This is a genomic window from Pseudomonas sp. AU12215 (assembly GCF_001675465.2).
In the GTDB taxonomy this organism is placed as follows: domain Bacteria; phylum Pseudomonadota; class Gammaproteobacteria; order Pseudomonadales; family Pseudomonadaceae; genus Pseudomonas; species Pseudomonas nitroreducens.
Genome location: NZ_MACM02000178.1, coordinates 1 through 22,318 on the forward strand (window position 1 = coordinate 1; position 22,318 = coordinate 22,318).

The following is a 22,318-nucleotide window of genomic DNA, read 5'->3' on the forward strand; positions in this document are numbered from 1 at the left end:
CTGCGCACCGACCCGATCCTGCGCTTCCTGGTGGTCTCCCTGGCCTTCTACGGCATGTCCACCTTCGAAGGCCCGATGATGGCSATCAAGACCGTCAACGCCCTGTCGCACTACACCGACTGGACCATCGGCCACGTACATGCCGGCGCTCTGGGCTGGGTAGCGATGGTGTCCATCGGCTCGCTGTACCACCTGATTCCGAAAGTCTTCGGCCGCGAGCAGATGCACAGCGTGGGCCTGATCAACACCCACTTCTGGCTGGCCACCATCGGCACCGTTCTGTACATCGCCTCCATGTGGGTCAACGGCATCACCCAGGGCCTGATGTGGCGSGCGGTGAACGCCGACGGCACGCTCACCTACTCCTTCGTCGAAGCGCTGCAGGCCAGCCACCCCGGCTTCGTGGTGCGCATGACCGGCGGGCTGATGTTCCTCAGCGGCATGCTGCTGATGGCCTGGAATACCTGGGTCACCGTGCGCCAGGCGCGCCCCGAGGCGATGCGTGTCGCCGAGCGGATGGCCTGAGATGACACTTTGGCTGGGGCTGGGCGGCCTGCTGGCACTGTATTTCGGCGTCGGCTGGAGCCTGCGGGCGCACCGCCAGCGCGGTATCGAGGAGGCCAGCATGCTGCCCTTCGCCGATGACGAGGAAGTGGCCCGGCGCATGGAAAAGGCCACCGGGCGCAGCCGCACCGGTTGCGCCTGCCCCGGCCAGTGCAGGGGCGACTGCGAACACTGGCGCGACTGGCAGCCCTAGCGCGCCAGTTTGCGGGCAGGCCTGCGACAGAGCGCCACATCACCTTCATCAATTTTCATTAGCAAGCACATCAATTTCCCGGAGGGCGTGCGGAGGCGGAATATCACTCCCGTGCCCCGCCACCTGATGGACGCCTGCAGCATCGTCCCCTGTCCTGTCTGGACCCCAGGACAGACATCATCGATGCCAGTGCTCCCCGGTGGGGCTTTCCATCCCACTCAAGGATCCCTGACCGGGTCCTTCACCGAGGAAATAAAGAATGAAGCTTGCCTCTGTCGTGTCGGCTGTCATCTCCAGCCTCGCCCCGATGGCTTTTGCCCAGGACGCAATCAAGAACCCCGGCGCCGACCTGCCGGTCACCGAATACCACTACGGCATGTCCCTGGACGTCGACAAGGTCCTGCACCGCACCGACAACTCCGGCAAGGTCGGCATCGTGCCGGCGTACATGGTCTACCAGGATCACGAAGGCCAGACCCACAAGGTCCGCTTCCTCGAATGGGGCGGCAGCACCAGCCAGGGCTGAGCCTTGCCTAGCATCGCCCTCCGGCCGTCTTGGCCAAACCCCGCGAGCCAGTGGTGGCGACCGGGGGGCGATCCTGATGAGTGGCCCGCCGCCAGGTGATGTCGCTCAGTTCCAATGCCGCCGCGAAGCGCGACGGTTGTCCCCCAGGCCGACCAGCGCCGCCACCGAGGCCATCAGTACCTCGGCGATCCATGCCAGCAACAGACCACCGGCCAGCGCCCAGCCAATTGCCTCGGGCTCCAGCATCACCTGGTAGCGGTAGTTCTCGTAGGTTTCCTGCAGCAGTTCGTGATTCGGCGAGGTGAGCATGTGCAGTGCGCGCTGGTACCAGGTGCCCTGCAACGCCTGCCACTCGTTGTCGAACAACTGGGCGCGACGCATCAACCGCTCGATATTGTCGGCGTCGCGCTGGAATACCGGGTCGGCGCTGCCGCGGTAATGCGCCACCAGGGCGCTCAGGTCGCCCTTGAAAAACTGCCCCGAGGTGTCCTTGAAGCCTTGCAGCGCCTGCGTTGCCTCGATGCGGTGGGCATCGACGCGTTGCGCGTAGTCCTTGATGAAACCCGGAATCTGGACCGCGACCATCAGACCCAGTGCGAACAGCACCATGCGTACATAGCTGCGCAGCATTCTTTCCCCCTTTCGTTCTTATGATGTGCAAGGCAACGCGGGATTCTCCCGCTTGCCGCGTTCACGTTCCGGGAATGCTTCACGTCCCGCTCAGATGCGCCCCTGGGTGACGATCTCGCCACGCCACCAGAGCATCCACTCGCCGCCCTGCATCAGGGTCCAGTTCTCGTTGTCGGTCAGCGGCTCGGTGGCGATCACCGTGACCACGTCGTTGGGTGTGGTTTCCGACTGGAAGTCCACGGTGACATCGGCGTCCTTCAGGCGCGCAGGCCCGAAGGGCGCACGGCGGGTGATCCACGCCAGCTTGGTGGAACAGAAGGTGAACAGCCAGTCACCGTCGCTGAGCAGGCAGTTGAACACCCCCTTCTCGCGATAGGACGCGCAGGCAGTCACCAGCGTGGGCAGCAGCACCTCCACCGGTACGGGCTCGGGAAAGGCACGCCGCACGCGGTTGAGCAGGTCGCAGAAGGCCGCTTCGCTGTCGGTGTCGCCCACCGCGCGGTAGAGACCGGGTTCGGGATGGAAGTCGGCGAGCTGGCCGTTGTGGGCAAAGGTCCAGTAGCGGCCGCCCATCTCGCGCACGAACGGATGGGTGTTGGCCAGGCAGACCTTGCCGACGTTGGCCTGGCGGATGTGGCCGATCACCGCTTCGCTCTTGATCGGGTAGCGCTGCACCAGCCGCGCGACTTCCGAGTCGACGCTGGCGGACGGGTCCTGGAACAGCCGCACACCGCGCCCCTCATAAAAGGCGATGCCCCAGCCGTCACGGTGCGGGCCGGTGCCGCCGCCGCGCTGCATCAGCCCGGTGAAGCTGAAGACGATGTCCGTCGGGACGTTGGCGCTCATGCCGAGCAACTCGCACATGAATCAGTTCTCCTCCATCAGTGCCTCGCGCAGCTGATGCAGCTCGCGTTCCAGGCGATTCTGCATCCTTTTCCGCCCCAGTGGCAGGAACCGCGTCAGCGCGCGCAGCAGCAGGGCTGGCAGGTCGTTCAACTCACGCGGGATAAGGTGCAGATGAAAATGTGCGACGTGCTGGTTGGCCGCGGGGCCGTCGTTGACCAGCAGGTTGATGCCGACTCGCCCGTAGCCGGCGCGACGCAGCACCCGCTCCATGCGTTCGGCCAACGGGATCAGGTCCTGCTGCGCAGCCTCGGAGAGCTGGTGCAGGAAGGCCGCGTGCTCGCGGGCGACCAGCAGCAAGTGCGCGGGGCGCAGCGGATAGATGTCCAGCAGCACGATGAAATGGTCGTCTTCGTAGAGGGTACGGGCCGGCACGCGACCGGCCGCGATGGCGCAGAACACGCAGTCCATGGGAACTCCTGCAAAGGCCGTTCAGTTCATGCTGGACGCGTGCGGGGCAGTACGCAAGGCCGGACTACAGGCGCGGTTCGATCCGCATGCGGCGCTCGCCGTGATCATCGGTGCGGCTGTCAACGTCGGGCATCAGCTGCGGTTGCATCAGCTGGCGCAGGGTCGGCTCGTCTTCGTCGACCTTTTCCTGGCGGCGCTTCTTCAGCGAGCGTTCCAGCGGCCAGCGGATGAGCACGAACAGCAGGTACACACCGAATGCCGCCAGCAGCACCAGGGCAAGGTCGGAGACGGCGCGCCAGGCGTTGTTGCCAACCTTGAACACCACGTCCAGCGCGGTGATCGCGATAGCCGGAGCGTACAGGTTGTTCGCCGGATCCACCGGGGTCGGGGTGAACAGCAGGACGATGACGATCACCCGCAGCGGCTCGCGCAGCCAGCGCCACATCCAGCCGGTCATCAGGAACCAGACCAGGGTCAGGCCAAGGCCGGCGGCGATATAGGCGCCCCAGGCAAGCGTGTAATCGTGTTCGTTCATGCGCGTGCGTGCGGTGTCGACAGAGGGGTGCGTATGATAGCCGCTTTTCCCCATGGGTGCGCATCCGGGCGTCCCCCATGCCGTCCCGAGGAGCCACCATGACCGACCGCCAGCCCCCCATCGCCCGCCGCGAAGCCGCCGCCGATCCGTATGCCTGGCTGGAAAACCGTGACGCCGAGGACGTCCTCGACTACCTGAAAGCAGAAAATGCCTACCTGGAAGATCAGCTTCTTCCTCAGACGAAACTGCGCGAAACCCTGTTCCAGGAGATCAAGGGCCGCATCCGCGAAACCGACCTGTCGCTGCCCACGCCCTGGGGCCCCTGGCTCTACTACCAGCGCACCACTGCCGGCGACGAGTACCCGCGCCACTACCGCAGCCCCCGCCCGGCCGACGGCTCGCTCACCGTCGACGCGAGCGCCGAAGAGCTGCTGCTGGACCCCAACGCCCTGGCCGGCGATGGCTTCCTGTCCGTGGGCGCCTTCAGCATCAGCCCCGATCATTCGAAGCTGGCCTACAGCCTGGATACCAGCGGCGACGAGATCTACACCCTGTACGTGAAGGAACTGGCTGACGGCAGCGTCACCACCCTGCCCTTCGAGGACTGCGATGGCAGCCTGACCTGGGCCAACGACAACCGCACCCTGTTCTTCGGTGAGCTGGACGACACCCACCGCCCGCACAAGCTCTACCGCCACAGCCTGGGCGAGAGCGGCGCGCAGCTGATCTTCGAGGAGCCCGACGGGCGCTTCTTCCTCAACTGCTACCGCGCCAGTTCCGAACGCCAGCTGATCCTGCTGCTCAACAGCAAGACCACCAGTGAAGCCTGGGTACTGGATGCCAATACGCCCGAGGGCGAGTTCGTCTGCCTGGCACCACGGGAGGAAGACCACGAGTACTACCCGGACCACGGTCGCCTGAACGGCGACTGGGCCTGGATGATCCGCAGCAACCAGGCCGGCATCAACTTCGCCCTCTACCACGCCAGCGAGACGCAACCCACCCGCGCCCACTGGCAGGAGCTGGTGGCGCACCGTGACGACGTGATGCTGGAAGGCCTCACCCTGAACGCCAGCGCACTCACCCTGAGCCTGCGCGAAGGCGGCCTGCCGATCGTCGAAGTCCATCCCCATGGACAACCGGCGCACCGGGTGGACCTGCCGGACGCCGCCTATAACCTGTACGTGCAGGACAGCCTGGAGTTCGACAGCGCCACGATCCGCCTGCGCTACGAGGCCCTCAACCGACCGGCGCAGATCCGTCAGTTAAATCTTTCAAGCGGAGAACAAAAGGTTCTGAAGGAAACGCCGGTAGAAGGCCCGTTCGATGCCGACGCCTACGAAAGCCGCCGCCTCTGGGCCGACGCCGCTGACGGCGTACAGGTGCCGATCAGCCTGGTCGGCCGCCGCGACGTGCTGGAAGACGTCGCCCGCGGCAAGCCCGCCCCGCTCTATCTCTATGGCTACGGCGCCTATGGCGAGAGCCTCGACCCCTGGTTCTCCCACGCCCGCCTGAGCCTGCTGGAGCGTGGCTTCGTCTTCGCCATCGCCCACGTTCGCGGCGGCGGCGAGCTGGGCGAAGCCTGGTACCGCGCCGGCAAGCTGGCGCACAAGCAGAACACCTTCAGCGACTTCATCGCCTGCGCCGAACATCTGCTGGACCACGGCTACAGCACCCCAGCGCAACTGGCCATCAGCGGCGGCAGTGCCGGCGGCCTGCTGATCGGCGCGGTACTCAACCAGCGCCCACAGCTGTTCGCCGCGGCCATCGCCGAAGTGCCCTTCGTCGATGTGCTCAACAGCATGCTCAACCCCGACCTGCCGCTGACCGTCACCGAGTACGACGAATGGGGCAACCCGCAGGAGCCGGAGGTCTACGCACGGATCAAGGCCTACGCGCCCTACGAGAACGTCAGCGCCCAGGACTACCCCGCCCTGCTGGTGGTGGCCGGCTACAACGACAGCCGCGTGCAGTACTGGGAAGCCGCCAAGTGGGTAGCCAAGCTGCGCGTCAGCAAGACCGACGACCGCCTGCTGCTCCTCAAGACCGACCTGGGCGCCGGCCACGGCGGCATGAGCGGCCGCTATCAGGGCCTGAAGGACGTAGCGCTGGAATACGCCTTCCTGTTCAAGGTGCTGGGCATCGAAGGCAACGCCTGATGCTCTACACCTGCCCGTGCTGCGGCTACTTCAGTTTCGGCGACCCTCCTGGGTCGTACGAAATCTGCGAGATCTGCTTCTGGGAAGACGATCACCTGCAACTCTGCTTCCCCGACGCACGCGGCGGCGCCAATGCCGTCAGCCTGATCGAGGCGCAGGTCAACTTCGTGCAATGGGGCGCGTGCGAGCGGCGCTTCCGCGCGCAGGTGCGCCCGGCGACCATCGACGACGAGAAGGACGAGCGCTGGTTTCCGCTCTGGGAAAAGCGCGTGGACCTGCCGGATGGCGAGGCTCCACTGACCGGTGAGGAAGCCTGCTACTGGTTGCGTACACCCACACCGGGCTGACTCAGCCGGCGCGGAAGATCAGGTGTTCTTCCCAGTCGTCCTCGGGCACCGAACCCTCTGCAAGCATGCGGCCGGACTGCGAGATGCGCTCATGATGCACCGCCTCCGGATCACCGCAGACAAGGTGGTGCCACAGCGGCAGGTCCTTGCCCTCGGCTACCAGGCGGTAGCCGCAGGTCGGCGGCAGCCACTGGAACTCATCAGCCTGGGCCGGGGTGAGCTGGATGCAGTCGGGCACGCTGGCACGGCGATTGGCGTAGTCGGTGCAGCGGCAGGTCTTCAGGTCCAGCAGCTTGCAGGCGATGCGCGTGTAGTAGACGGTGCCGTCGTCCTCGTCCTCCAGTTTCTGCAGGCAGCACAGGCCGCAGCCGTCGCACAGCGACTCCCACTCTTCCTGGTCGAGCTGGTCAAGGGTCTTGCGTTTCCAGAAGGGCTCTACTTTGGCGGCCATTTTTTGTACAGGGGCAATTTCACGGGGCGCAAAGTCTAAGCCCGCCGTGCTCGCAGGCCAAGCGCAGGCGACCATTGACCGCGCGAGACTTGCCAGAGCGGGCCGTGCTGGTTAGTTTGATCGCCCCACGGGCCCGGTCCGCCGACACATCAGGCAGGACTCGCCAGCCGCTTCCCGCAGCCGCGCCGCCCGATCCCACCGCGATGCCCGGCCGACCACGGCACCATCGGCAGATTCCACGCCCTTCAAGGAGCCACCATGAGCGCCAACCCTCGCGTTTCCGAGCACCCCATCGACCCGCAATTCATCAATCGCTGGTCGCCCCGCGCCTTCAACGGCGAAGCCATTCCCCAGGAGACCCTGCTGAGCTTCATCGAGGCCGCGCGCTGGGCACCGTCCTCCTTCAACTCGCAGCCCTGGCGCTTCCTCTTCGCCCGGCGCGACACGCCGAACTGGCAGCGCTACCTGAACCTGCTGGGCGAGTTCAATCGTGGCTGGGCGCAACACGCCTCGGCGCTGGTCGTCGTTCTGTCCAAGACCACCTTCGCCCCGCCCGGCTCCAGCGAAGAAAAACCGGCTCTGTGGCACAGCTTCGACACCGGCTCCGCCTGGGGCTTCCTCGCCCTGCAGGCGAGCCTGGCTGGCTGGCACACCCACGGCATGGCCGGCTTCGACCGCGAGCTGGCGCGCACCGAATTGAAAGTCCCGGCGGATCATGAGATCCACGCAGTGATCGCCATCGGCAAGCTCGGCGACAAGTCGATCCTCTCCGAGAGCCTGCAAGCCCGCGAAGTGCCCAATGCTCGCCGCCCGCTGGCGGAGATCGTGGCCGAGGGCGATTTCTCGCTCTGACGCCCAGCGCCGGACTTTCCGCCCTACAGCAGAACAAAAGAAAAGGCCCCGATCGGGGCCTTTTTTATGTCATCGGTGCGACAGCGATCAGTAACCGCGGGAGAAATCCACCTCGCCACGCATGGCCTGTCCCGCCCAGAAGCGGGTCAGGTTGTCGCGGAACAGCTCGATGAGCAGGCCCGGTAGGGTCGGCGCCGCCGTATGGCCAGTCAGCAACAGGCGCGGCGTGTGCCAGAACGGGTGCGACGTCGGCAACGGTTCCTGGCGGCAGACATCGATCACTGCGCCGGCCAGTTGGTTGGCTTCCAGCGCCGCGACCAGGTCCTCGTCCACCACCGAAGTGCCGCGCCCGGCGTTGAGGAACAGCGCGGTGGGCTTCATCCGCTGGAACAGCGCCAGGTTGTAGATATCGGCGGTTTCCGGCGTATCGGGCAACAGGTTGATCACGTAGTCGGCGGTCTCGGCCAGACGCGGCAGGTCATCCAGCCCGCCCATGCGGCCAAAGGGCACCAGCGCGCGCGGGTTCTTCGCCACGCCGACCAGTTCGACGCCGAACGGCGCGAGCATGTGCGCTACGGCCTGGCCGATCTCGCCCGTGCCGACGATGAGGATCTGTCGGCCGCTCAGGCTGCCCGGCGAGCGGTCGTCCCACTGCACGCCGACCTGGCTGGCCAGGCGACCAAGGAACTGGCGCTCGTGGGCAAGCATGTAGGTGAGCAGGTATTCGGTCATGACCTGGCCGAAGATGCCGACGGCGCGGGTCAGCGCGTAGTCCTTGGGCAAGTCGTCGGCCAGCAGCGGGGTGATGCCCGCCCAGCTGGACTGGATCCACACCGGGTGCACGCCGTGGCGCAACAGCTGCGCGGCCAGGGTTGGCTCGCCGAGCCATACCGGGCACTCCGCCGCCGCTTCCACCAGGGCATCGGGGTTGTTGCCGGAGATCACCGTCAACCGGGGTTCGGCCGCCATCAGCAGGGCGGCGTAAAGGGAGTGTTCGCGATCGAGTACGAGCAGGCGCATGGTCAGGCCTTTCGCTTCGAGCGGTGGTGCATTTCCGGCTGGCGCATCTGGACTCGCTTCAAGGGAGCTTCCCTGGGATAAAACGTGGTCAGTTCTAGGGAAGTCAGGCGGCTATAGACACAGCCAAAGACCAAGCGTTCCGCTCCGTTGAACCCTATTCTCCGCGCATAATGCGCTCAAGCCGCGAACTTGCACAGTGCCGGCACTGGGCAAATCCGCGGCCTGAGCGCAGTGACGAGCCAGTCGGGATCAGACTGGATCGTTTCGCCGCAGCAGCTCTTCGGGCAGGTGCTCGATGTACTCGTCTTCGGCCGGTGGCATCTGCAGGTGGAAACCTTGTTTCTCGATGTTTTCCAGCACCACGTTGATGTCTTCGCGAGCCAGCTGGCGCTCGGGACTCAGGACCAGGTCGAAGGTGTGCTTCGGCGCGCCAAAGGCCGCCAGCAGCGCCTCGGGAACGCGGCTTAGGGCTTCGCGCTTGTCGACGTACAGGTACATCTCGTTCTTGCGCGGACTCTTGTAGATGGAGCAGATGCGTTTCATGTCGGTTCTTTCTGCGTGATGGGGTGGGCCGCGTTATTCGGCAGTCGGGGCAGCCAGGCTGTCCAGCAGGGCCTGCCCCATCAGCTCGCGGCGCCAGCCTTGCAGCGAATCGGGCAGTTGATAGGGGCCATTGGGCCAACCGGTCTTGAGCAGGGCCTCGAGAATCTTCTTGCGCAGCATCAGCTCGGGCGCCATGTCCAGGCGCTCGGCCTCCTTCTGGCCGACTTCGCGCAGCTTCTTCAGCACCGGGGCGATCTCGCGCGGCAGCGGCTCGGGCAGGGGCTGCGGGCGTTCTGCCTCTGGCAGCTTCGCTGCATGGGCGATCAAGGCGATCAGGGTGTCGCCGTCCTGGCGCACCGTACGCGGGTGCATGTCGTCGATGCGCGCCAGTGCAACCTTGTCGCCAGGCTGGAAGCGCGACAGCGGCCACAGGGTATGCTCGCGCAGCACATGGTTGCGCGGCTTGTTGCGCAACCGCGCCTGCTCCTCGCGCCAGACACACAGTTCGCGCAGCACGGCCAGTTGCTGGGGATTGAGCTTCCACGCCAGCTTGACGTCGAGGTAAGCCTGCTGCGGATCGCTGACGCGGCTCTGGTTCTGAGTGAGGTCGGCACCATCGGCCAGCAGCCACTGCAACTTCTCGTCGCTCAGGCGCGGCGCCAGTTTCACGTAGACCTCGGCCAGGTGCTGCACGTCCTCGGCGGCGTAACGCACCTGCATGTCGGTCAACGGGCGCTGCAACCAGTCGGAGCGGGTTTCATCCTTGGGCAGGTCGAGGCCGAGGATTTCCAGCACCAGTTTGGAGTAGCCCATGGAGTGCGGCATGCCCAGGTAGGCGGCGGCCAACTGGGTATCGAACAGCGGCTGCGGCAGGCTGCCGGTCAGGCGCTGGAATACTTCTAGGTCTTCGCCGCAGGCATGGAACACCTTGACCACCAGCGGCGATTCGAGCAACGCGGCAAACGGCGACCAGTCGCGGATCAGCAGCGGGTCGATCAGCCACACGCCGCTGCCGTCACCCACCTGCACCAGCCCGGCTTCCGGGTAGAAGGTATCGACACGCATGAACTCGGTATCGAGCGCGAGGTACGGCAGTTCTTTCCAGTCCTGGCACTTTCGTTCCAGGGTGGTATCGTCGCGAATCCACTGTATATCGAGGGCGGTCACGAACATCTCCTTCGTTTCGGTGCGCGCAGTATATAGAGATGCATGATGTGCGAGCATTCCACTCGGCCATCGGTGTGTGACGATCGGCCAGCGGTCTCTACGCTTTGCCCCGCCCACAACAACAATAAGGCAGCTTTACATGAAGAAGCTTCTCGGGTTGGTCGTCCTGCTGGTCGCCGCCCTCGCCGTTTACCTGGCCTTCACGCCCAGCCCCATCGATCCGCTGGCCTGGACGCCGCCCAAGGCGCCGCCGATGACCGGCGTGATGGAACCCAACGACACGCTGATGAAGGCCGAACTGATTGCCCAGGGCCAGATCGTCGGCCCCGAAGACACCGCCGTGGACAGCCAGGGCCAGGTGTTTGCCGGCCTGGACGACGGACGCATCGTGCGCATCGGCGCCGACGGCAAGGCGCAAACCTTCGTCGAAACCGGCGGACGCCCGCTCGGGCTGGCATTCGACCAGGCCGGAAACCTGATCGTCGCCGATGCCTGGAAAGGCCTGCTTCAGATCGATCCGCAGGGCAAGATCCGCGTACTGACCGACTCGGCCGACGGCGTGCCCTTCGCCTTTACCGATGACCTGGACATCGCCAGCGACGGGCGCATCTATTTCAGCGACGCCTCCAGCCGCTTCCATCAGCCCGACTACATCCTCGACCTGCTCGAAGCCCGCCCCCACGGCCGCCTGCTGCGCTACGACCCGGCCACCGGCAAGACCGAGACGCTGCTCAAGGACCTGTACTTCGCCAACGGCGTGGCGCTGTCGCAGCACGAGGACTTCGTCCTGGTCAACGAGACCTACCGCTACCGCATCACGCGTTACTGGCTCAAGGGCGAAAAGGCCGGACAACACGACGTGTTCATCGACAACCTGCCGGGCCTGCCGGACAACCTCGCCAGCGACCGCAGCGGCACCTTCTGGGTTGCACTGCCCTCGCCGCGCAAGGCAGACGCCGATGTGATCCAGCAGATGCCCTGGCTGAAACGCCAGCTCACCAAGCTGCCGCGCGCGGTCCTGCCCAAGCCGGTGCCCTATGGCCTGGTGATCCAGGTGAACGAGAAGGGCGAGATCGTGCGCAGCCTGCATGACACCAGCGGCCAGCACCTGCGCATGGTGACCTCGGCCAAGCCGGTGAACGGTGTGCTGTACCTGGGCAGCCTGGAGAACGATCGTATCGGACGGCTGCCCATCCGCTGAAGGCTCCAGACTCACTGACGCCTCAGGCCGGCGTCTGCTCCTTAAGGGCAGGCGCCGGTACGGGCACGGTGGAGGGCTCCAGCAACTCCAGCATTCGCTCGCGCACCTCGCTCATCAGCGCATCGACGCCATGCTCGGTGAACCGGGTGGAGTCGATCGGTGCGCCGACATGCACTTCCACCGGCATCCCAAGATTCAGCTTCAGGCCGCCAGCCGGGAGCAATTGCTGAATGCCGCGAATCGCCACCGGAACAATGATCGCGTCGGTCTGCTGCGCCAGGCGGAAGCAGCCCTTCTTGAATGGCTGTAGCTTGCCATCCTTGGAACGCGTGCCCTCCGGCGCAGCCCAGAGCACGATACCGCTCTCCATCATCGCGCGCGCCCTGGCGAGGTCCGCCACGGCCTGGTGGCGGTTGTGCCGGTCGATGGAGGGGAACTCTGCCGCCCGCATGGCCGCGCCCCATACCGGCACGGCAAACAGCTCACGCTTGGCCAGCATGCGGATCGAGCCGGGCATGGTCACGAAGATCGCCGGGATGTCGTAGAAGCTGGAATGGGTGCAGAGGATCATGTAACGACGGCCATCGCCGAAGTCCGGTACCTCACCGTGGCGGCTCAGGCGCGCACCGGTCAGGCTCAACAGGCTGGCGGACCAGTCGCGTGTGAAGCCGTCGACCTTGGCGCGGCGAAGCCGGCCGATGGCCCCCAGCAGCAGGACCCGGACGCTGTAGCCCAGGGTGATCAGAACGGTCGCCAGGCCCACCAGGGCGACTCGCAGCGGGCCGGCCTTGCGCGGCGCCGATTGCAGGTTGAGCATGTTCGCCAACTCCCCACCAACTTTTCTTCATACAAGCCTTATGATGCGTTTCGGCCCCGTCACGACACAGGAACGCGCCCATGACCCAAGCCCGCCTGCTCACGCCCGAGCAACTGGCCGCCCGCCTCGATGACCCGAACCTCGTCCTCCTCGACTGCCGCTTCGCCCTCGAAGACCCGGCCTACGGCGCACGCAGCTACCAGGAGAATCATATTCCCGGCGCGCATTTCGCCGATCTCAACCGCGACCTCTCCGCCCCGGTGCGGCCGGGTGTAACGGGCCGCCATCCGTTGCCTGACCCGCAGCACCTGCTGGAGAAGCTGCGTGGCTGGGGGCTGAATGCCGACAGCGAAGTGGTGCTGTATGACGATGGCCCCGGCGCCTTCGCCGCCCGCGCCTGGTGGCTATTGCTGTGGCTGGGCAAGAGCGAGGGCGTCTATCTGCTCGATGGCGGCCTGAGTGCCTGGCGCAACGCCGGCCAGCGCCTGACTACCGCCGAAACGCCGGTGCGACCCGGCGACTTCAAGGGCCAGCCGGACAACAGCCTGTTGATCAGTGCCAGCGAACTGGCCAGCAAACTCGGCGACGCCGAGCTGCCGCTGATCGACGCCCGTGGCCTGCCGCGCTTCCGTGGCGAGGTGGAGCCCATCGATCCGGTGGCCGGGCACATTCCCGGCGCCCAGTGCGCGGCCTTCACCGACAACCTGGGCAATGACGGCCGTTTCCTGCGCCCCGAGCACCTGCACCAGCGCTTCGCCGGGCTGCTGCGCGGCCGCCCGGCCGAGGATCTGGTGGCCTACTGCGGCTCCGGCGTCACCGCCTGCCACAACCTCTTCGCCCTGAGCCTGGCTGGCTACCCGTTGGGCCGCTTGTATGCGGGCTCCTGGAGTGAATGGATCACCGATGCGCGGCGCCCGGTGGCCACAGGCGACTGATTGCCCACTTCCGGCAATAAAAGCGGAAGACGCGTCACACCAGCGTCTTCCGTTCTCATGGATAGGTGTAAGGGCATCCGTCAGACTCGTGCCCAATCTTCAAAGGAGTGATCCCCATGCCCTCGCGCATCCACCAGACCCTGCTCGCCAGCCTGCTGCTTGGCCTGTGCAGCACTGCCCCGGCCTACGCCACCGAGCTCGAAGCCACCCCCTGTGAAATCCAGGACCAGTGGTCCGACCTCTATGGCGACGACCTGGTGAAAGCCGCCAAGGCTGGCCACGCCAGTGCGCAGTACACGCTCGGCCTGGAATACGACTCCGGTAGCGACGAGTACGACCAGGACTACGAGAAGGCCGCCTACTGGTACGAAAAGGCCGCCAGGCAGGGCCATGCCTGTGCCCAGTACAACCTGGGTAACGCCTACGACAACGGCGACGGCGTCGAGCAGGACTCGGCCAAGGCGGTGTACTGGTATCAGAAAGCCGTCGACCAGGGCGACAAGGACGCCCAGTTCAACCTGGCAATCATGTACGAGAACGGCACCGGCGTGACCCGCAGCTACAAGAAGGCTTTCGCCCTCTACCTGCAGTCGGCCGAGCAAGGGGATGTGGACGCCGAGTTCCAGGTAGCGGAGAGCTACGCCAAGGGCCGCGGCGTGGCGAAGAACCCGGCGCAGGCGCGCTCCTGGTACCAGAAGGCGGCGGAACAGGGCCACGAAGAGGCAGCGGAAAAGCTCGCTGCGATGCCGGAGTTACCGCCGAGCATCTAATCGCCAGAAGGAATATGAAGCAAAGCGGCGCCGACTAAACAATTTAAAAACAGTCCTTTACATCACATTCATCGCACTACACTTCAATTCGAGCGGCTAAGTCCGCTTCCGGCGGGGCCGAGGATAATCATCAGAAGCTGCCAAGACGCCCAGCCCCGCCGGTCATTGATGACGAGGACGTCATGGGAATCGCCGCGAACGATCTCTGCCAGTATGTGATCCGCCCCACCCTGCACTACCTGGGGCGCCACAGTATCGCGGCCGAATCGCTGCTGCTGGGGGCAGCAGCCTGTCAGTCGGCGCTGGGGAGCGCCCTCGATGACAGCCATGGCCACGGGTTGTATCGCATCGGTGAGCAGCGGCACCAGACGCTCTGGGATGGATTCCTGGCGCTGGACCCCGAGCTGGCCAGCCGCGTCCGGGGGCTGGCCAGCCAGCATGCTTTCCTCGACGCACCGCATCTCGAACTGACGGTCAATCTGCGTTACAGCACGGCCATTGCCTGGATGCTGGTCGAGGCGGAACACCTGTCCCTGCCACTGGCGGACGACCCCATGGAACTGGCCCGCATCTGGCGCCAGGTGTTCCACCCTCACGGGCGCCTCCACGACTTCGTCGACGCCTGGCACAGCTATGTCGGCAATTTAAGTCGAGTCGCCTAGTACTTCGGTACCCGAAGCGTGACCGATCGGTCAGAAATTATTTACATACAGCGACGAACGGACATCATTCAGATGGAACGCTCGTTTGAGCCCTGAAGCCCAAGGTAGAGCGCCTGCCAACCACTACCCAAGACCCGGGAATCTTGGTAGCTTGCGCGCCGATAAACACAGGAGTTGCTCTTACAATGAAAACAACATGGCTCAAGACCACCCTAGCCCTGACCATTAGCGCTGCCTCTGCCCAGGCCCTGGCCAACGGCATCGCCATCAACGAGCAGAGCGCCAGCGGCGCCGGCACCGCTTACGCGGGCCGTGCTTCTTCGGCATTGGACGCCAGCACCATCTACGGCAACCCGGCCGGCCTGTCCAAGCTCAAGCGTACTGAAGTCAGCGGCGGTCTCGCCGTTGTTTCCGCCAAGGACGACATCAGTGACGCACACAGCACTGCCTCCGGCTCCAACAAGGGCGACTCCGTCCCTCTGGCCGCCGTGCCCTTCGGCTACTTCGCCACTCCGCTGGATGACAAGGTCAGCGTCGGCCTCGGCATCTATGTGCCGTACGGCATCATCAACGACTACGAAAGTGGCTTCCAGGGCCGCTCCCACGGTTCCTACAGCAAGGTCCAGGTCATCACCGTCCAGCCGACCATCAGCTACAAGTTCAACGACGTGGTATCCGTCGGCTTCGGCCCGACCATCAACCGCATCGACGGCAAGCTGGAAAACTACCTGAACACCGGCGCGCTGAACGGCGCCCTGGGCGGTAACGGCGACGACACCAAGATCAGCATCAAGGGCGACGACACCGCCGCCGGCTTCAACGTCGGCGTACTGGTCACCCCGACCGAGAGCACCTCCATCGGCGCCACCTACCACTCCAAGGTGAAGTACGAGCTCAAGGGCCACACCACCGTCTCCAACTCGCCGGCCGGCCTGTTCGATTCGCGCATGGATGCCAGCCTGGACATCACCCTGCCCGAGTCCCTGGACCTGTCCCTCACCCAGAAGCTGGATGACCGTTGGACTGTCTACGGTGGCACCACCTGGACGCGCTGGAGCCGTCTGAAGTCCATCGAAGTGCAGAACACCGGCGCCCCGATCTCTTCCTTCGACACCATCGGCGAAGACCTGAGCTGGCACGACACCTGGTCGGCCGCCATCGGTACCTCCTATCAGTGGAACGACCAGTGGGTGCTGCGTACCGGCTTCGCCTACGATCCGTCGCCGACCACCAACGAGCACCGCAACGTGCGCATCCCGGTGGGCGATCGCAAGATCTTCACCCTGGGCGCCGGTTACTCGCCCAATGCCGACATGACCATCGATGTCGCCTACGCCTACCTGTGGGAATCCACCGCCGGCGTAAACCAGCCGGACGGCCAGGAACTGGCAGGCCTGCAACTGCAGCCGGCCTACAGCGCCAAGTATGACAACAGCGCCCACGGTCTGACCGCGCAGATGACCTATCGCTTCTGATAGCGCCGCGGCGTAACGAAAAGCCGGGCTCATGCCCGGCTTTTTTTTGCCCGCGAATCGGCTCAGTGGACATCAGGCCACTTGATCGGGCTCGGCATGCTCGCGGCAGATCAGCTCGCCCTCGCCGCTCTCCAGCCGCTCCCCGGTCAGACCGCACAATCCACCGCCGTCCAGATTCTGGTGGAAGCGGCAAGTACGGCAAAGACCGAAGCCCGGCACGTCTTCCTGACGCTGCACGGTTGCCAGTAATTCCCGCAACAGCGAGACCAGCAGTTCGCTACGCTCCCCCAGCGCTTCCTCTGCGCGACGCAGGAAATCCGGCGGCACCAGTGCATCGATCAGCCCCCTGCCCGCCCGAGTCAGCTCGAGGTGCACGCTACGGCGGTCCTGGGCATCCGGGCGTTTCTCGATCAGCCCCTTGGCCTCCAATGCCTTGAGCGACTGGGAGACCGTGCCCTTGGTCAGCCCGAGGAAATCCGTCACCCCCAGTGGCGTATTCGAATAGCGGTTGCAGCGCGCCAGGTAATTGAGCGCGCTCAATTGGATCGGCTGCAGATCCGCCATCAGCGGCTGCTCACGAGCCCAGGCGCGCATCAGGCTGGCAATGCGTTCGAGGTAGTCGTACAGGGTCGTATCGGTCATGGGCTAATCCTCCCGATAGATAGTATCGATCAAAAACCAGTTTGACAGAAGGCCCATCTCGCTCGCAGACTGAAAAGGTATCGAATCGATACATAATTGATCAGGAGAAGGAACATGAACAAAGCCGTTTACTATCATGCCGGTTGCCCTGTCTGCATCGAAGCAGAGCGGGCACTGCTGCCGCTGCTGAACCGCGAAGTCGAAGTGGTGCACCTGGGCGAGCAGCCGCGTGTGGCCGAAGCCGAGGCCGCCGGGGTGAAATCCGTACCGGCGCTGGTGGTCGATGGGCAGGTGCTGCACCTGAACTTCGGCGCGGCATTGGCTGACCTCAAATAAGGCCTGGCGAGATGAGCGACTACCAGCCGTTGCATTGCGATCTCCATGACTACCTGGAAATCGCCTGCCTCTACCGCTACTGGCTGCGTATCGAGTTGCGTGACGGCCTGGCGTTCGATGCCCAGGCCTTCACCACGCACACGCGGCGAACTGTGGACGGATCGCTGGAGGAATATCTGGAAGTGCGAGTGGACGATGCCAGCCGGGAGTTCCGGCTGGACCGCCTGCGCGCCATCACGCCGTTGTCGGCGACGGCGCAGTTCGGCAGGGTGCAGCTGGGCCCCGCCTGAAACCGGACCACCGCAACCTCACCACATGAGATCGTCGGGCACCACGTAATCCTTGTACGGATCGTCCTCGTCCGGTTCGCCGCTGGGCTCGCTGAGCAGGATGATACGGCGCTCGTCGCGTTCCTGGATGCGCAGTGCGGCATCACGCGGGACGATCTCGTAGCGGCCGTCGTAGCTGACGATGGCCAGGCTGCCGCGACTGAGCTTATCGCGGATCAGGTCGTTGACCGCGATGCGCTTGACCTTCTTGTTGTCGACGAAGTTGTAGTAGTCGTCCGACTCCAGCTTGGGCAGGCGCGTGCCCTCGATCAGTTGCTTGATCTGCGCGGCCTTGGCCTTCTTCTCGGCCTTTTCCTGCTGCTGGCGGTTCAGTTCGGCGTCGCGAGCCTGTTTCTCGGCCTGGGCCTGCAAGGCAGCCTGACGCTGACTGTCGTCCTTGGCCACCTGGTTCTTGTGCTCCAGGCGCTGCTGTTTCTGCTTCTGCTTGCCGGCCTGCTTGGCCTGCTTCTCGTTGACCAGCCCGGCTTTCAGCAACTGATCACGCAATGACATGCTCATGAATCAAGGCTCTCCAACAGCCCAATTGATGCAGGACAACTCCCAGACCAACGCATAGGTGCTGCGGGACTGTCCTCAGGGGGTATAATCCTCGGGCCTGTGCCAGCGCAGCGCAAGTGCCTGGCTCGAATTCACTCATCTGGAGCGGACTCGTTACCTCCATGCTGAAGCTCATCGTTCTCGCGATACTGGCCATTTTCCTCATCGCCATTCTCTACGTGCACCTGCGCGGCAAGGTGCGCCTGCCCTTCCTCCGCCAGGTGGTGAACCACTCGGCGTGGTTCGCCCCCTACAACTCGCTGATGTACCTGAACTCCAGCGTACCGTCCAAGCCGTACCTGGACCGCGAGCGCTTCCCCGAGCTCGACAAGCTGCGCGACAACTGGCAGACGATCCGCGAGGAAGCCGAGAAACTCTTCGATGAGGGCTACATCCGCGACGCCCTGAACAACAACGAAGCCGGTTTCGGCTCCTTCTTCAAGAAGGGCTGGACCCGCTTCTATCTGACCTGGTACGACGGTCCCCTGCCCTCGGCGCAGCAGTTGTGCCCGAAGACCGTGGAACTGGTGAGCAGCATCCCCAACGTCAAGGGTGCGATGTTCACCCGCCTGCCGCCACGCAGCCACCTGAACAAGCACCGCGACCCCTACGGCGGATCGCTGCGCTATCACTTGGGCCTGGCCACACCGAACTCCGACGACTGCCGCATCTTCGTCGACGGGCAGCCCTACGCCTGGCGCGATGGCCAGGACGTGATGTTCGACGAGACCTTCGTTCACTGGGTGAAGAACGAGACGGACGAGTCGCGCCTGATCCTCTTCTGCGACATCGAGCGACCGCTCAAGTCGCCGCTGCTGACCCGCGTCAACCGCCGCGTCAGTGCCTTCCTCGGCCGCGCCACGGCGCCGCAGAACGTCGAGGGCGAGCGCGTCGGCGGGATCAACCAGGCCTACTCGGTACTGATTCGCCTCGGCGACGCCGTGGGCAGCAAGGTGAAGGTGTTCAAGCGCGCCTATCCCAAGGCCTACCGTATTGGCCGCCCGGTGCTGGCAGTGGTGCTGCTGGTGCTGATCCTGCGCTGGCTGTTCGGCTGACGAGCAGACACCACACGCCAACAGCTCGCTCCTACGAAGAGAAATAAAAAGCCCCGCAATCGCGGGGCTTTTTCATGGGCGCCAATTCAACGGAGGCAGCACTTATCCACAGCTGAGCGGATTCTTCTCGTCACGCTTGGCAGCGCCCCACAGTTCGTCCATCTCTTCCAGGTTGCTGTCTTCCAGCGTACGTCCCTGATCGCGCAAGGCCGTCTCGATATAGCGGAACCGGCGCTCGAACTTGGCATTGGCGGCGCGCAGGGCGCTTTCCGGATCGACCTTGAGCTTGCGCGCCAGGTTGACCACCACGAACAACAGATCGCCCACTTCCTCAGCCTGGGCTTCGGTGTCGCCGCCGGCCATCGCTTCGAGCACTTCGTCCAGCTCCTCGCGAACCTTGTCCACCACCGGCAGCGCGTCGGCCCAGTCGAAGCCGACCTGGGAGGCGCGCTTCTGCAGCTTGGCAGCGCGGCTCAACGCTGGCAGCGCGTTGGGCACATCGTCCAGCAGCGACAACTGCACCGGCTCCGCGGCCTTGGCGGCGCGCTCCTCGGCTTTCAACTCTTCCCAACGCTGCTTGACCGCCGCTTCCTCCAGCTTCGCTGGGTCCGGCTCGCCGTAGAGGTCGCCATCAGGGAAGACATGGGGATGGCGGCGAATCAGCTTGGTGGTAATGCCGTCGACCACTGCGTCGAACTCGAAGCGGCCCTCTTCCCGAGCCAGCTGCGCGTAGTAGACGACCTGGAAGAGCAGGTCGCCCAACTCCTCGCGCAGGTGGTCGAAGTCGCCGCGCTCGATGGCATCAGCGACCTCATAGGCTTCCTCGAGGGTGTAGGGGACGATGGTCGCATAGCTCTGCTTGAGGTCCCAGGGGCAACCGTTCTGCGGGTCACGCAGGCGGGCCATGAGGTACAGCAGGTCTTCGAGCTTATGCATCCTTGGCACCCGCGCGATCACGCCGCGCCTCGATGATGTTGGGCAACTGGGAGATGCGCGCCAGCAGGCGGCCCAACGAATCGAGACCTGGAATCTCGATGGTCAGGCGCATGATCGCGGTGTTGTCTTCCTTGTCCGAGCGGGTATTCACCGCCAGCACGTTGATGCGCTCGTTGAGCAGCATCTGCGAGACGTCGCGCAACAGGCCGGAACGGTCGTAGGCGCGGATGACGATATCCACCGGGTAGGTGCTGACCGGCACCGGGCCCCAGCTGACCTGGATGATCCGCTCCGGCTCGCGCCCGGCCAGTTGCAGTGCGGTGGCGCAGTCCTGCCGGTGGATGGTCACGCCGCGGCCGAGGGTGATGTAGCCGACGATCGGGTCGCCCGGCAGCGGCTGGCAGCAGCCGGCCATCTGCGTGAGCAGGTTGCCGACGCCCTGGATCTGGATGTCGCCGCGCTTGCCATGGCCGATCTTGCTCGGCTTGCGCGGGATGAGTTCGAGCTGCTCGTTCCCGCGCTCGGGCTCGACCAGTTGCTGCGCGTAGTTGACCACGTGGGCCAGGCGCAGGTCGCCGGCGCCCAGGGCGGCGAACAGGTCTTCGCCGGTCTTGTAGTTGGCCTTCTCGGCGAGCTTTTCGAAGTCCACCGGCGGCAGAGCCAGGCGGCCGAGTTCGCGCTCGAGCATGGCCTTGCCGGCGGCGACGTTCTGGTCGCGCGCCTGCAGCTTGAACCAGTGGACGATCTTGGCTCGCGCCCGCGATGTGGTGACGTAGCCCAGGTTCTGGTTCAGCCAGTCGCGGCTCGGCCCACTCTGCTTGCCGGTGATGATTTCCACCTGCTCGCCGGTCTGTAGGCTGTAGTTCAGCGGCACGATGCGGCCGTTGATCTTGGCGCCACGGCAGTTGTGACCGACCTCGGTGTGCACGCGGTAGGCGAAGTCCAGCGGAGTGGAGCCCTTGGGCAGGTCGATGGCGTGGCCGTCGGGAGTGAAGACGTAGACCCGGTCGGGCTCGATATCCACCCGCAACTGCTCGGCCAGGCCGCCGATGTCGCCCAGTTCCTCGTGCCATTCGAGCACCTGGCGCAGCCAGGAAATCTTCTCTTCGTAGTGGTTGGAGCTGGCCTTGACGTCGGTGCCCTTGTAGCGCCAGTGCGCGCAGACGCCCAGTTCGGCTTCCTCGTGCATCGCGTGGGTGCGGATCTGCACTTCCAGCACCTTGCCCTCGGGGCCGATCACCGCGGTGTGCAGCGAGCGGTAGCCGTTTTCCTTGGGGTTGGCGATGTAGTCGTCGAATTCCTTGGGGATGTGGCGCCACAGGGTGTGCACGATGCCCAGCGCGGTGTAGCAGTCGCGCATTTCCGGCACCAGCACGCGCACGGCGCGCACGTCATAGATCTGGCTGAAGTCCAGGCCCTTGCGCTGCATCTTCCGCCAGATGGAATAGATGTGCTTGGCGCGCCCGGACAGGTCGGCCTTGATGCCGGTGGCGGCCAGGGCATCCTTGAGCTGCTGCATAACAGTAGCGATGTACTGCTCGCGGTCCAACCGGCGCTCGTGCAGCAGTTTGGCGATCTGCTTGTACTGGTCGGGTTCCAGGTAGCGGAAGGACAGATCCTCCAGCTCCCACTTGATGTGGCCGATGCCGAGGCGGTGGGCCAGCGGGGCGTAGATGTCGAAGACTTCTCGGGCGACGCGCATGCGCTTCTCTTCGTCGCCGTTCTTCACCGCACGGATCGCGCAGGTCCGCTCGGCCAGCTTGATCAGCGCGACGCGGACGTCGTCGACCATGGCCACCAGCATCTTGCGCAGGTTCTCGATCTGCGCCTGGGTGCCGAGCACCAGCGACTGCCGAGGGCTGAGGCTGGTACTGATCGCAGCCATGCGCAGCACGCCTTCGATCAGCTTGGCGACGACAGGGCCGAAGCGCTGCGCCACGTCCTCGAGCTTGACCTTGCCTTCGCGCACGCCGCGGTAGATCACCGCGGCGACCAGGGACTCCTGGTCGAGCTTCAGGTCCGCCAGGATCTCGGCGATCTCCAGTCCCGTCTGGAAGCTGGAGGTGCCATCCGCCCAGGAGTTGTCAGCCGTGCTGACAGCCCTGTCTTCCACCTCGCGAGCGAACTCGCAGGCTTCCAGCAGGACCTGGCGATCCAGGCCCGGGACCAGGGTCTGGACATGGTCCAGCCAGGCCTCGAGATTGATGCTGCCGTCCGTGTTGACCGGCTGATGCGCTCTCACCTGTACCATCGTGTCTACCCTTCCCCACGGTGCGCCACAACACACCGCTCACTGCGCCG

Annotated in this window: 27 protein-coding genes; 14 read left to right on the forward strand and 13 right to left on the reverse strand. The window is 64.8% G+C overall.

The features are described 5' to 3' along the window. The 3 genes from A9513_RS30490 to A9513_RS30500 form a co-directional block, all read left to right on the forward strand. Positions 1 to 525: cbb3-type cytochrome c oxidase subunit I (locus A9513_RS30490; RefSeq protein ID WP_176707301.1), on the forward strand; the 525-nt coding region annotated here is incomplete at its 5' end. Position 526: 1 nt separating this feature from the next. After that, positions 527 to 757, forward strand: a complete 231-nt coding sequence (locus A9513_RS30495) for a hypothetical protein (RefSeq protein WP_024766464.1) — start codon at positions 527 to 529, stop codon at positions 755 to 757. A 259-nt stretch (positions 758 to 1,016) separates the two neighbouring features. Further along, positions 1,017 to 1,283 carry a DUF2790 domain-containing protein gene (locus A9513_RS30500; protein ID WP_024766463.1) on the forward strand — a complete coding sequence of 89 codons (267 nt, stop codon included), beginning with the start codon at positions 1,017 to 1,019 and terminating at the stop codon, positions 1,281 to 1,283. Between the two features lie 105 nt (positions 1,284 to 1,388). Here the strand turns inward: A9513_RS30500 and A9513_RS30505 are convergent, their stop codons facing one another. From A9513_RS30505 to A9513_RS30520, 4 genes are all read right to left on the reverse strand, one after another. After that, positions 1,389 to 1,913 carry a DUF2937 family protein gene (locus A9513_RS30505; protein WP_024766462.1) on the reverse strand — a complete coding sequence of 175 codons (525 nt, stop codon included), beginning with the start codon at positions 1,911 to 1,913 and terminating at the stop codon, positions 1,389 to 1,391. 90 nt (positions 1,914 to 2,003) lie between these two features. Continuing rightward, a complete protein-coding gene (locus A9513_RS30510) occupies positions 2,004 to 2,777 on the reverse strand; it encodes a class II glutamine amidotransferase (RefSeq protein WP_024766461.1) in 774 nt (257 codons plus the stop codon). A 3-nt stretch (positions 2,778 to 2,780) separates the two neighbouring features. Next, complete coding sequence (locus A9513_RS30515; RefSeq protein ID WP_024766460.1) at positions 2,781 to 3,227, reverse strand: HIT family protein; 447 nt, start codon at positions 3,225 to 3,227, stop codon at positions 2,781 to 2,783. A 64-nt stretch (positions 3,228 to 3,291) separates the two neighbouring features. After that, the gene (locus tag A9513_RS30520) at positions 3,292 to 3,762 is read right to left on the reverse strand and encodes a hypothetical protein (RefSeq protein ID WP_024766459.1); all 471 of its coding nucleotides are present in this window, start codon (positions 3,760 to 3,762) and stop codon (positions 3,292 to 3,294) included. A 98-nt stretch (positions 3,763 to 3,860) separates the two neighbouring features. Here A9513_RS30520 and A9513_RS30525 point away from each other — a divergent pair, with 98 nt between their 5' ends. Beyond that, a complete protein-coding gene (locus A9513_RS30525; protein WP_065086361.1) occupies positions 3,861 to 5,921 on the forward strand; it encodes a S9 family peptidase in 2,061 nt (686 codons plus the stop codon). After that, entirely contained in the window at positions 5,921 to 6,268 is a 348-nt protein-coding gene (locus A9513_RS30530; protein ID WP_024766457.1) for a CPCC family cysteine-rich protein, read from the forward strand. Before A9513_RS30525 ends, A9513_RS30530 begins: the two co-directional genes overlap by 1 nt. A 1-nt stretch (position 6,269) precedes the next feature. Here A9513_RS30530 and A9513_RS30535 read toward each other — a convergent pair whose 3' ends face one another. Next, entirely contained in the window at positions 6,270 to 6,719 is a 450-nt protein-coding gene (locus tag A9513_RS30535; protein WP_024766456.1) for a YcgN family cysteine cluster protein, read from the reverse strand. A 258-nt stretch (positions 6,720 to 6,977) separates the two neighbouring features. On the opposite strand from A9513_RS30535, the gene A9513_RS30540 reads away from it, so the two are divergent. Next, the gene (locus tag A9513_RS30540) at positions 6,978 to 7,571 is read left to right on the forward strand and encodes a nitroreductase family protein (RefSeq protein WP_024766455.1); all 594 of its coding nucleotides are present in this window, start codon (positions 6,978 to 6,980) and stop codon (positions 7,569 to 7,571) included. Positions 7,572 to 7,658: 87 nt separating this feature from the next. On the opposite strand, the gene A9513_RS30545 is transcribed toward A9513_RS30540, so the two are convergent. From A9513_RS30545 to rnd, 3 genes are all read right to left on the reverse strand, one after another. Then, positions 7,659 to 8,591, reverse strand: coding sequence for a D-2-hydroxyacid dehydrogenase (locus tag A9513_RS30545; protein ID WP_024766454.1), 933 nt, complete (start codon positions 8,589 to 8,591; stop codon positions 7,659 to 7,661). Between the two features lie 249 nt (positions 8,592 to 8,840). Beyond that, positions 8,841 to 9,134 (reverse strand): YcgL domain-containing protein, encoded by a 294-nt coding sequence (locus A9513_RS30550; protein WP_024766453.1) that lies wholly within the window; start codon positions 9,132 to 9,134, stop codon positions 8,841 to 8,843. A gap of 33 nt (positions 9,135 to 9,167) precedes the next feature. Continuing rightward, the gene (gene rnd, locus A9513_RS30555; protein ID WP_037007563.1) at positions 9,168 to 10,307 is read right to left on the reverse strand and encodes a ribonuclease D; all 1,140 of its coding nucleotides are present in this window, start codon (positions 10,305 to 10,307) and stop codon (positions 9,168 to 9,170) included. Positions 10,308 to 10,440: 133 nt separating this feature from the next. Here rnd and A9513_RS30560 point away from each other — a divergent pair, with 133 nt between their 5' ends. After that, a complete protein-coding gene (locus tag A9513_RS30560) occupies positions 10,441 to 11,502 on the forward strand; it encodes an SMP-30/gluconolactonase/LRE family protein (RefSeq protein ID WP_065086362.1) in 1,062 nt (353 codons plus the stop codon). A gap of 22 nt (positions 11,503 to 11,524) precedes the next feature. Here the strand turns inward: A9513_RS30560 and A9513_RS30565 are convergent, their stop codons facing one another. Further along, on the reverse strand, positions 11,525 to 12,319 hold the full coding sequence (locus tag A9513_RS30565; protein ID WP_024766450.1) for a 1-acyl-sn-glycerol-3-phosphate acyltransferase: 795 nt from the start codon (positions 12,317 to 12,319) through the stop codon (positions 11,525 to 11,527). Between the two features lie 80 nt (positions 12,320 to 12,399). Here A9513_RS30565 and A9513_RS30570 point away from each other — a divergent pair, with 80 nt between their 5' ends. From A9513_RS30570 to A9513_RS30585, 4 genes are all read left to right on the forward strand, one after another. Further along, positions 12,400 to 13,254, forward strand: a complete 855-nt coding sequence (locus tag A9513_RS30570) for a sulfurtransferase (RefSeq protein ID WP_024766449.1) — start codon at positions 12,400 to 12,402, stop codon at positions 13,252 to 13,254. Positions 13,255 to 13,370: 116 nt separating this feature from the next. Next, positions 13,371 to 14,024 (forward strand): tetratricopeptide repeat protein, encoded by a 654-nt coding sequence (locus A9513_RS30575; RefSeq protein WP_024766448.1) that lies wholly within the window; start codon positions 13,371 to 13,373, stop codon positions 14,022 to 14,024. A 182-nt stretch (positions 14,025 to 14,206) separates the two neighbouring features. After that, entirely contained in the window at positions 14,207 to 14,686 is a 480-nt protein-coding gene (locus A9513_RS30580; RefSeq protein WP_024766447.1) for a hypothetical protein, read from the forward strand. 185 nt (positions 14,687 to 14,871) lie between these two features. Beyond that, positions 14,872 to 16,161 (forward strand): outer membrane protein transport protein, encoded by a 1,290-nt coding sequence (locus A9513_RS30585; protein WP_024766446.1) that lies wholly within the window; start codon positions 14,872 to 14,874, stop codon positions 16,159 to 16,161. Between the two features lie 72 nt (positions 16,162 to 16,233). Here A9513_RS30585 and A9513_RS30590 read toward each other — a convergent pair whose 3' ends face one another. Further along, the gene (locus A9513_RS30590) at positions 16,234 to 16,803 is read right to left on the reverse strand and encodes a MarR family winged helix-turn-helix transcriptional regulator (RefSeq protein ID WP_037010262.1); all 570 of its coding nucleotides are present in this window, start codon (positions 16,801 to 16,803) and stop codon (positions 16,234 to 16,236) included. Between the two features lie 114 nt (positions 16,804 to 16,917). Between A9513_RS30590 and A9513_RS30595 the strand changes: the two genes are divergently transcribed. Continuing rightward, a complete protein-coding gene (locus A9513_RS30595; protein ID WP_024766444.1) occupies positions 16,918 to 17,139 on the forward strand; it encodes a thioredoxin family protein in 222 nt (73 codons plus the stop codon). 11 nt (positions 17,140 to 17,150) lie between these two features. After that, a complete protein-coding gene (locus tag A9513_RS30600; RefSeq protein ID WP_024766443.1) occupies positions 17,151 to 17,429 on the forward strand; it encodes a Rho-binding antiterminator in 279 nt (92 codons plus the stop codon). An 18-nt stretch (positions 17,430 to 17,447) separates the two neighbouring features. Here A9513_RS30600 and A9513_RS30605 read toward each other — a convergent pair whose 3' ends face one another. After that, positions 17,448 to 17,987, reverse strand: a complete 540-nt coding sequence (locus A9513_RS30605) for a DUF2058 domain-containing protein (RefSeq protein ID WP_024766442.1) — start codon at positions 17,985 to 17,987, stop codon at positions 17,448 to 17,450. 161 nt (positions 17,988 to 18,148) lie between these two features. Between A9513_RS30605 and A9513_RS30610 the strand changes: the two genes are divergently transcribed. Then, the gene (locus A9513_RS30610) at positions 18,149 to 19,081 is read left to right on the forward strand and encodes an aspartyl/asparaginyl beta-hydroxylase domain-containing protein (protein ID WP_065086363.1); all 933 of its coding nucleotides are present in this window, start codon (positions 18,149 to 18,151) and stop codon (positions 19,079 to 19,081) included. A gap of 102 nt (positions 19,082 to 19,183) precedes the next feature. Here A9513_RS30610 and mazG read toward each other — a convergent pair whose 3' ends face one another. Together mazG and relA are read right to left on the reverse strand one after the other, a co-directional pair. Next, positions 19,184 to 20,017: a nucleoside triphosphate pyrophosphohydrolase gene (gene mazG / locus A9513_RS30615; protein ID WP_065086364.1), complete on the reverse strand. Its 834-nt coding sequence runs from the start codon at positions 20,015 to 20,017 to the stop codon at positions 19,184 to 19,186. Continuing rightward, positions 20,010 to 22,268, reverse strand: a complete 2,259-nt coding sequence (gene relA / locus A9513_RS30620; protein WP_024766440.1) for a GTP diphosphokinase — start codon at positions 22,266 to 22,268, stop codon at positions 20,010 to 20,012. Before relA ends, mazG begins: the two co-directional genes overlap by 8 nt. Positions 22,269 to 22,318: the final 50 nt, after the last annotated feature.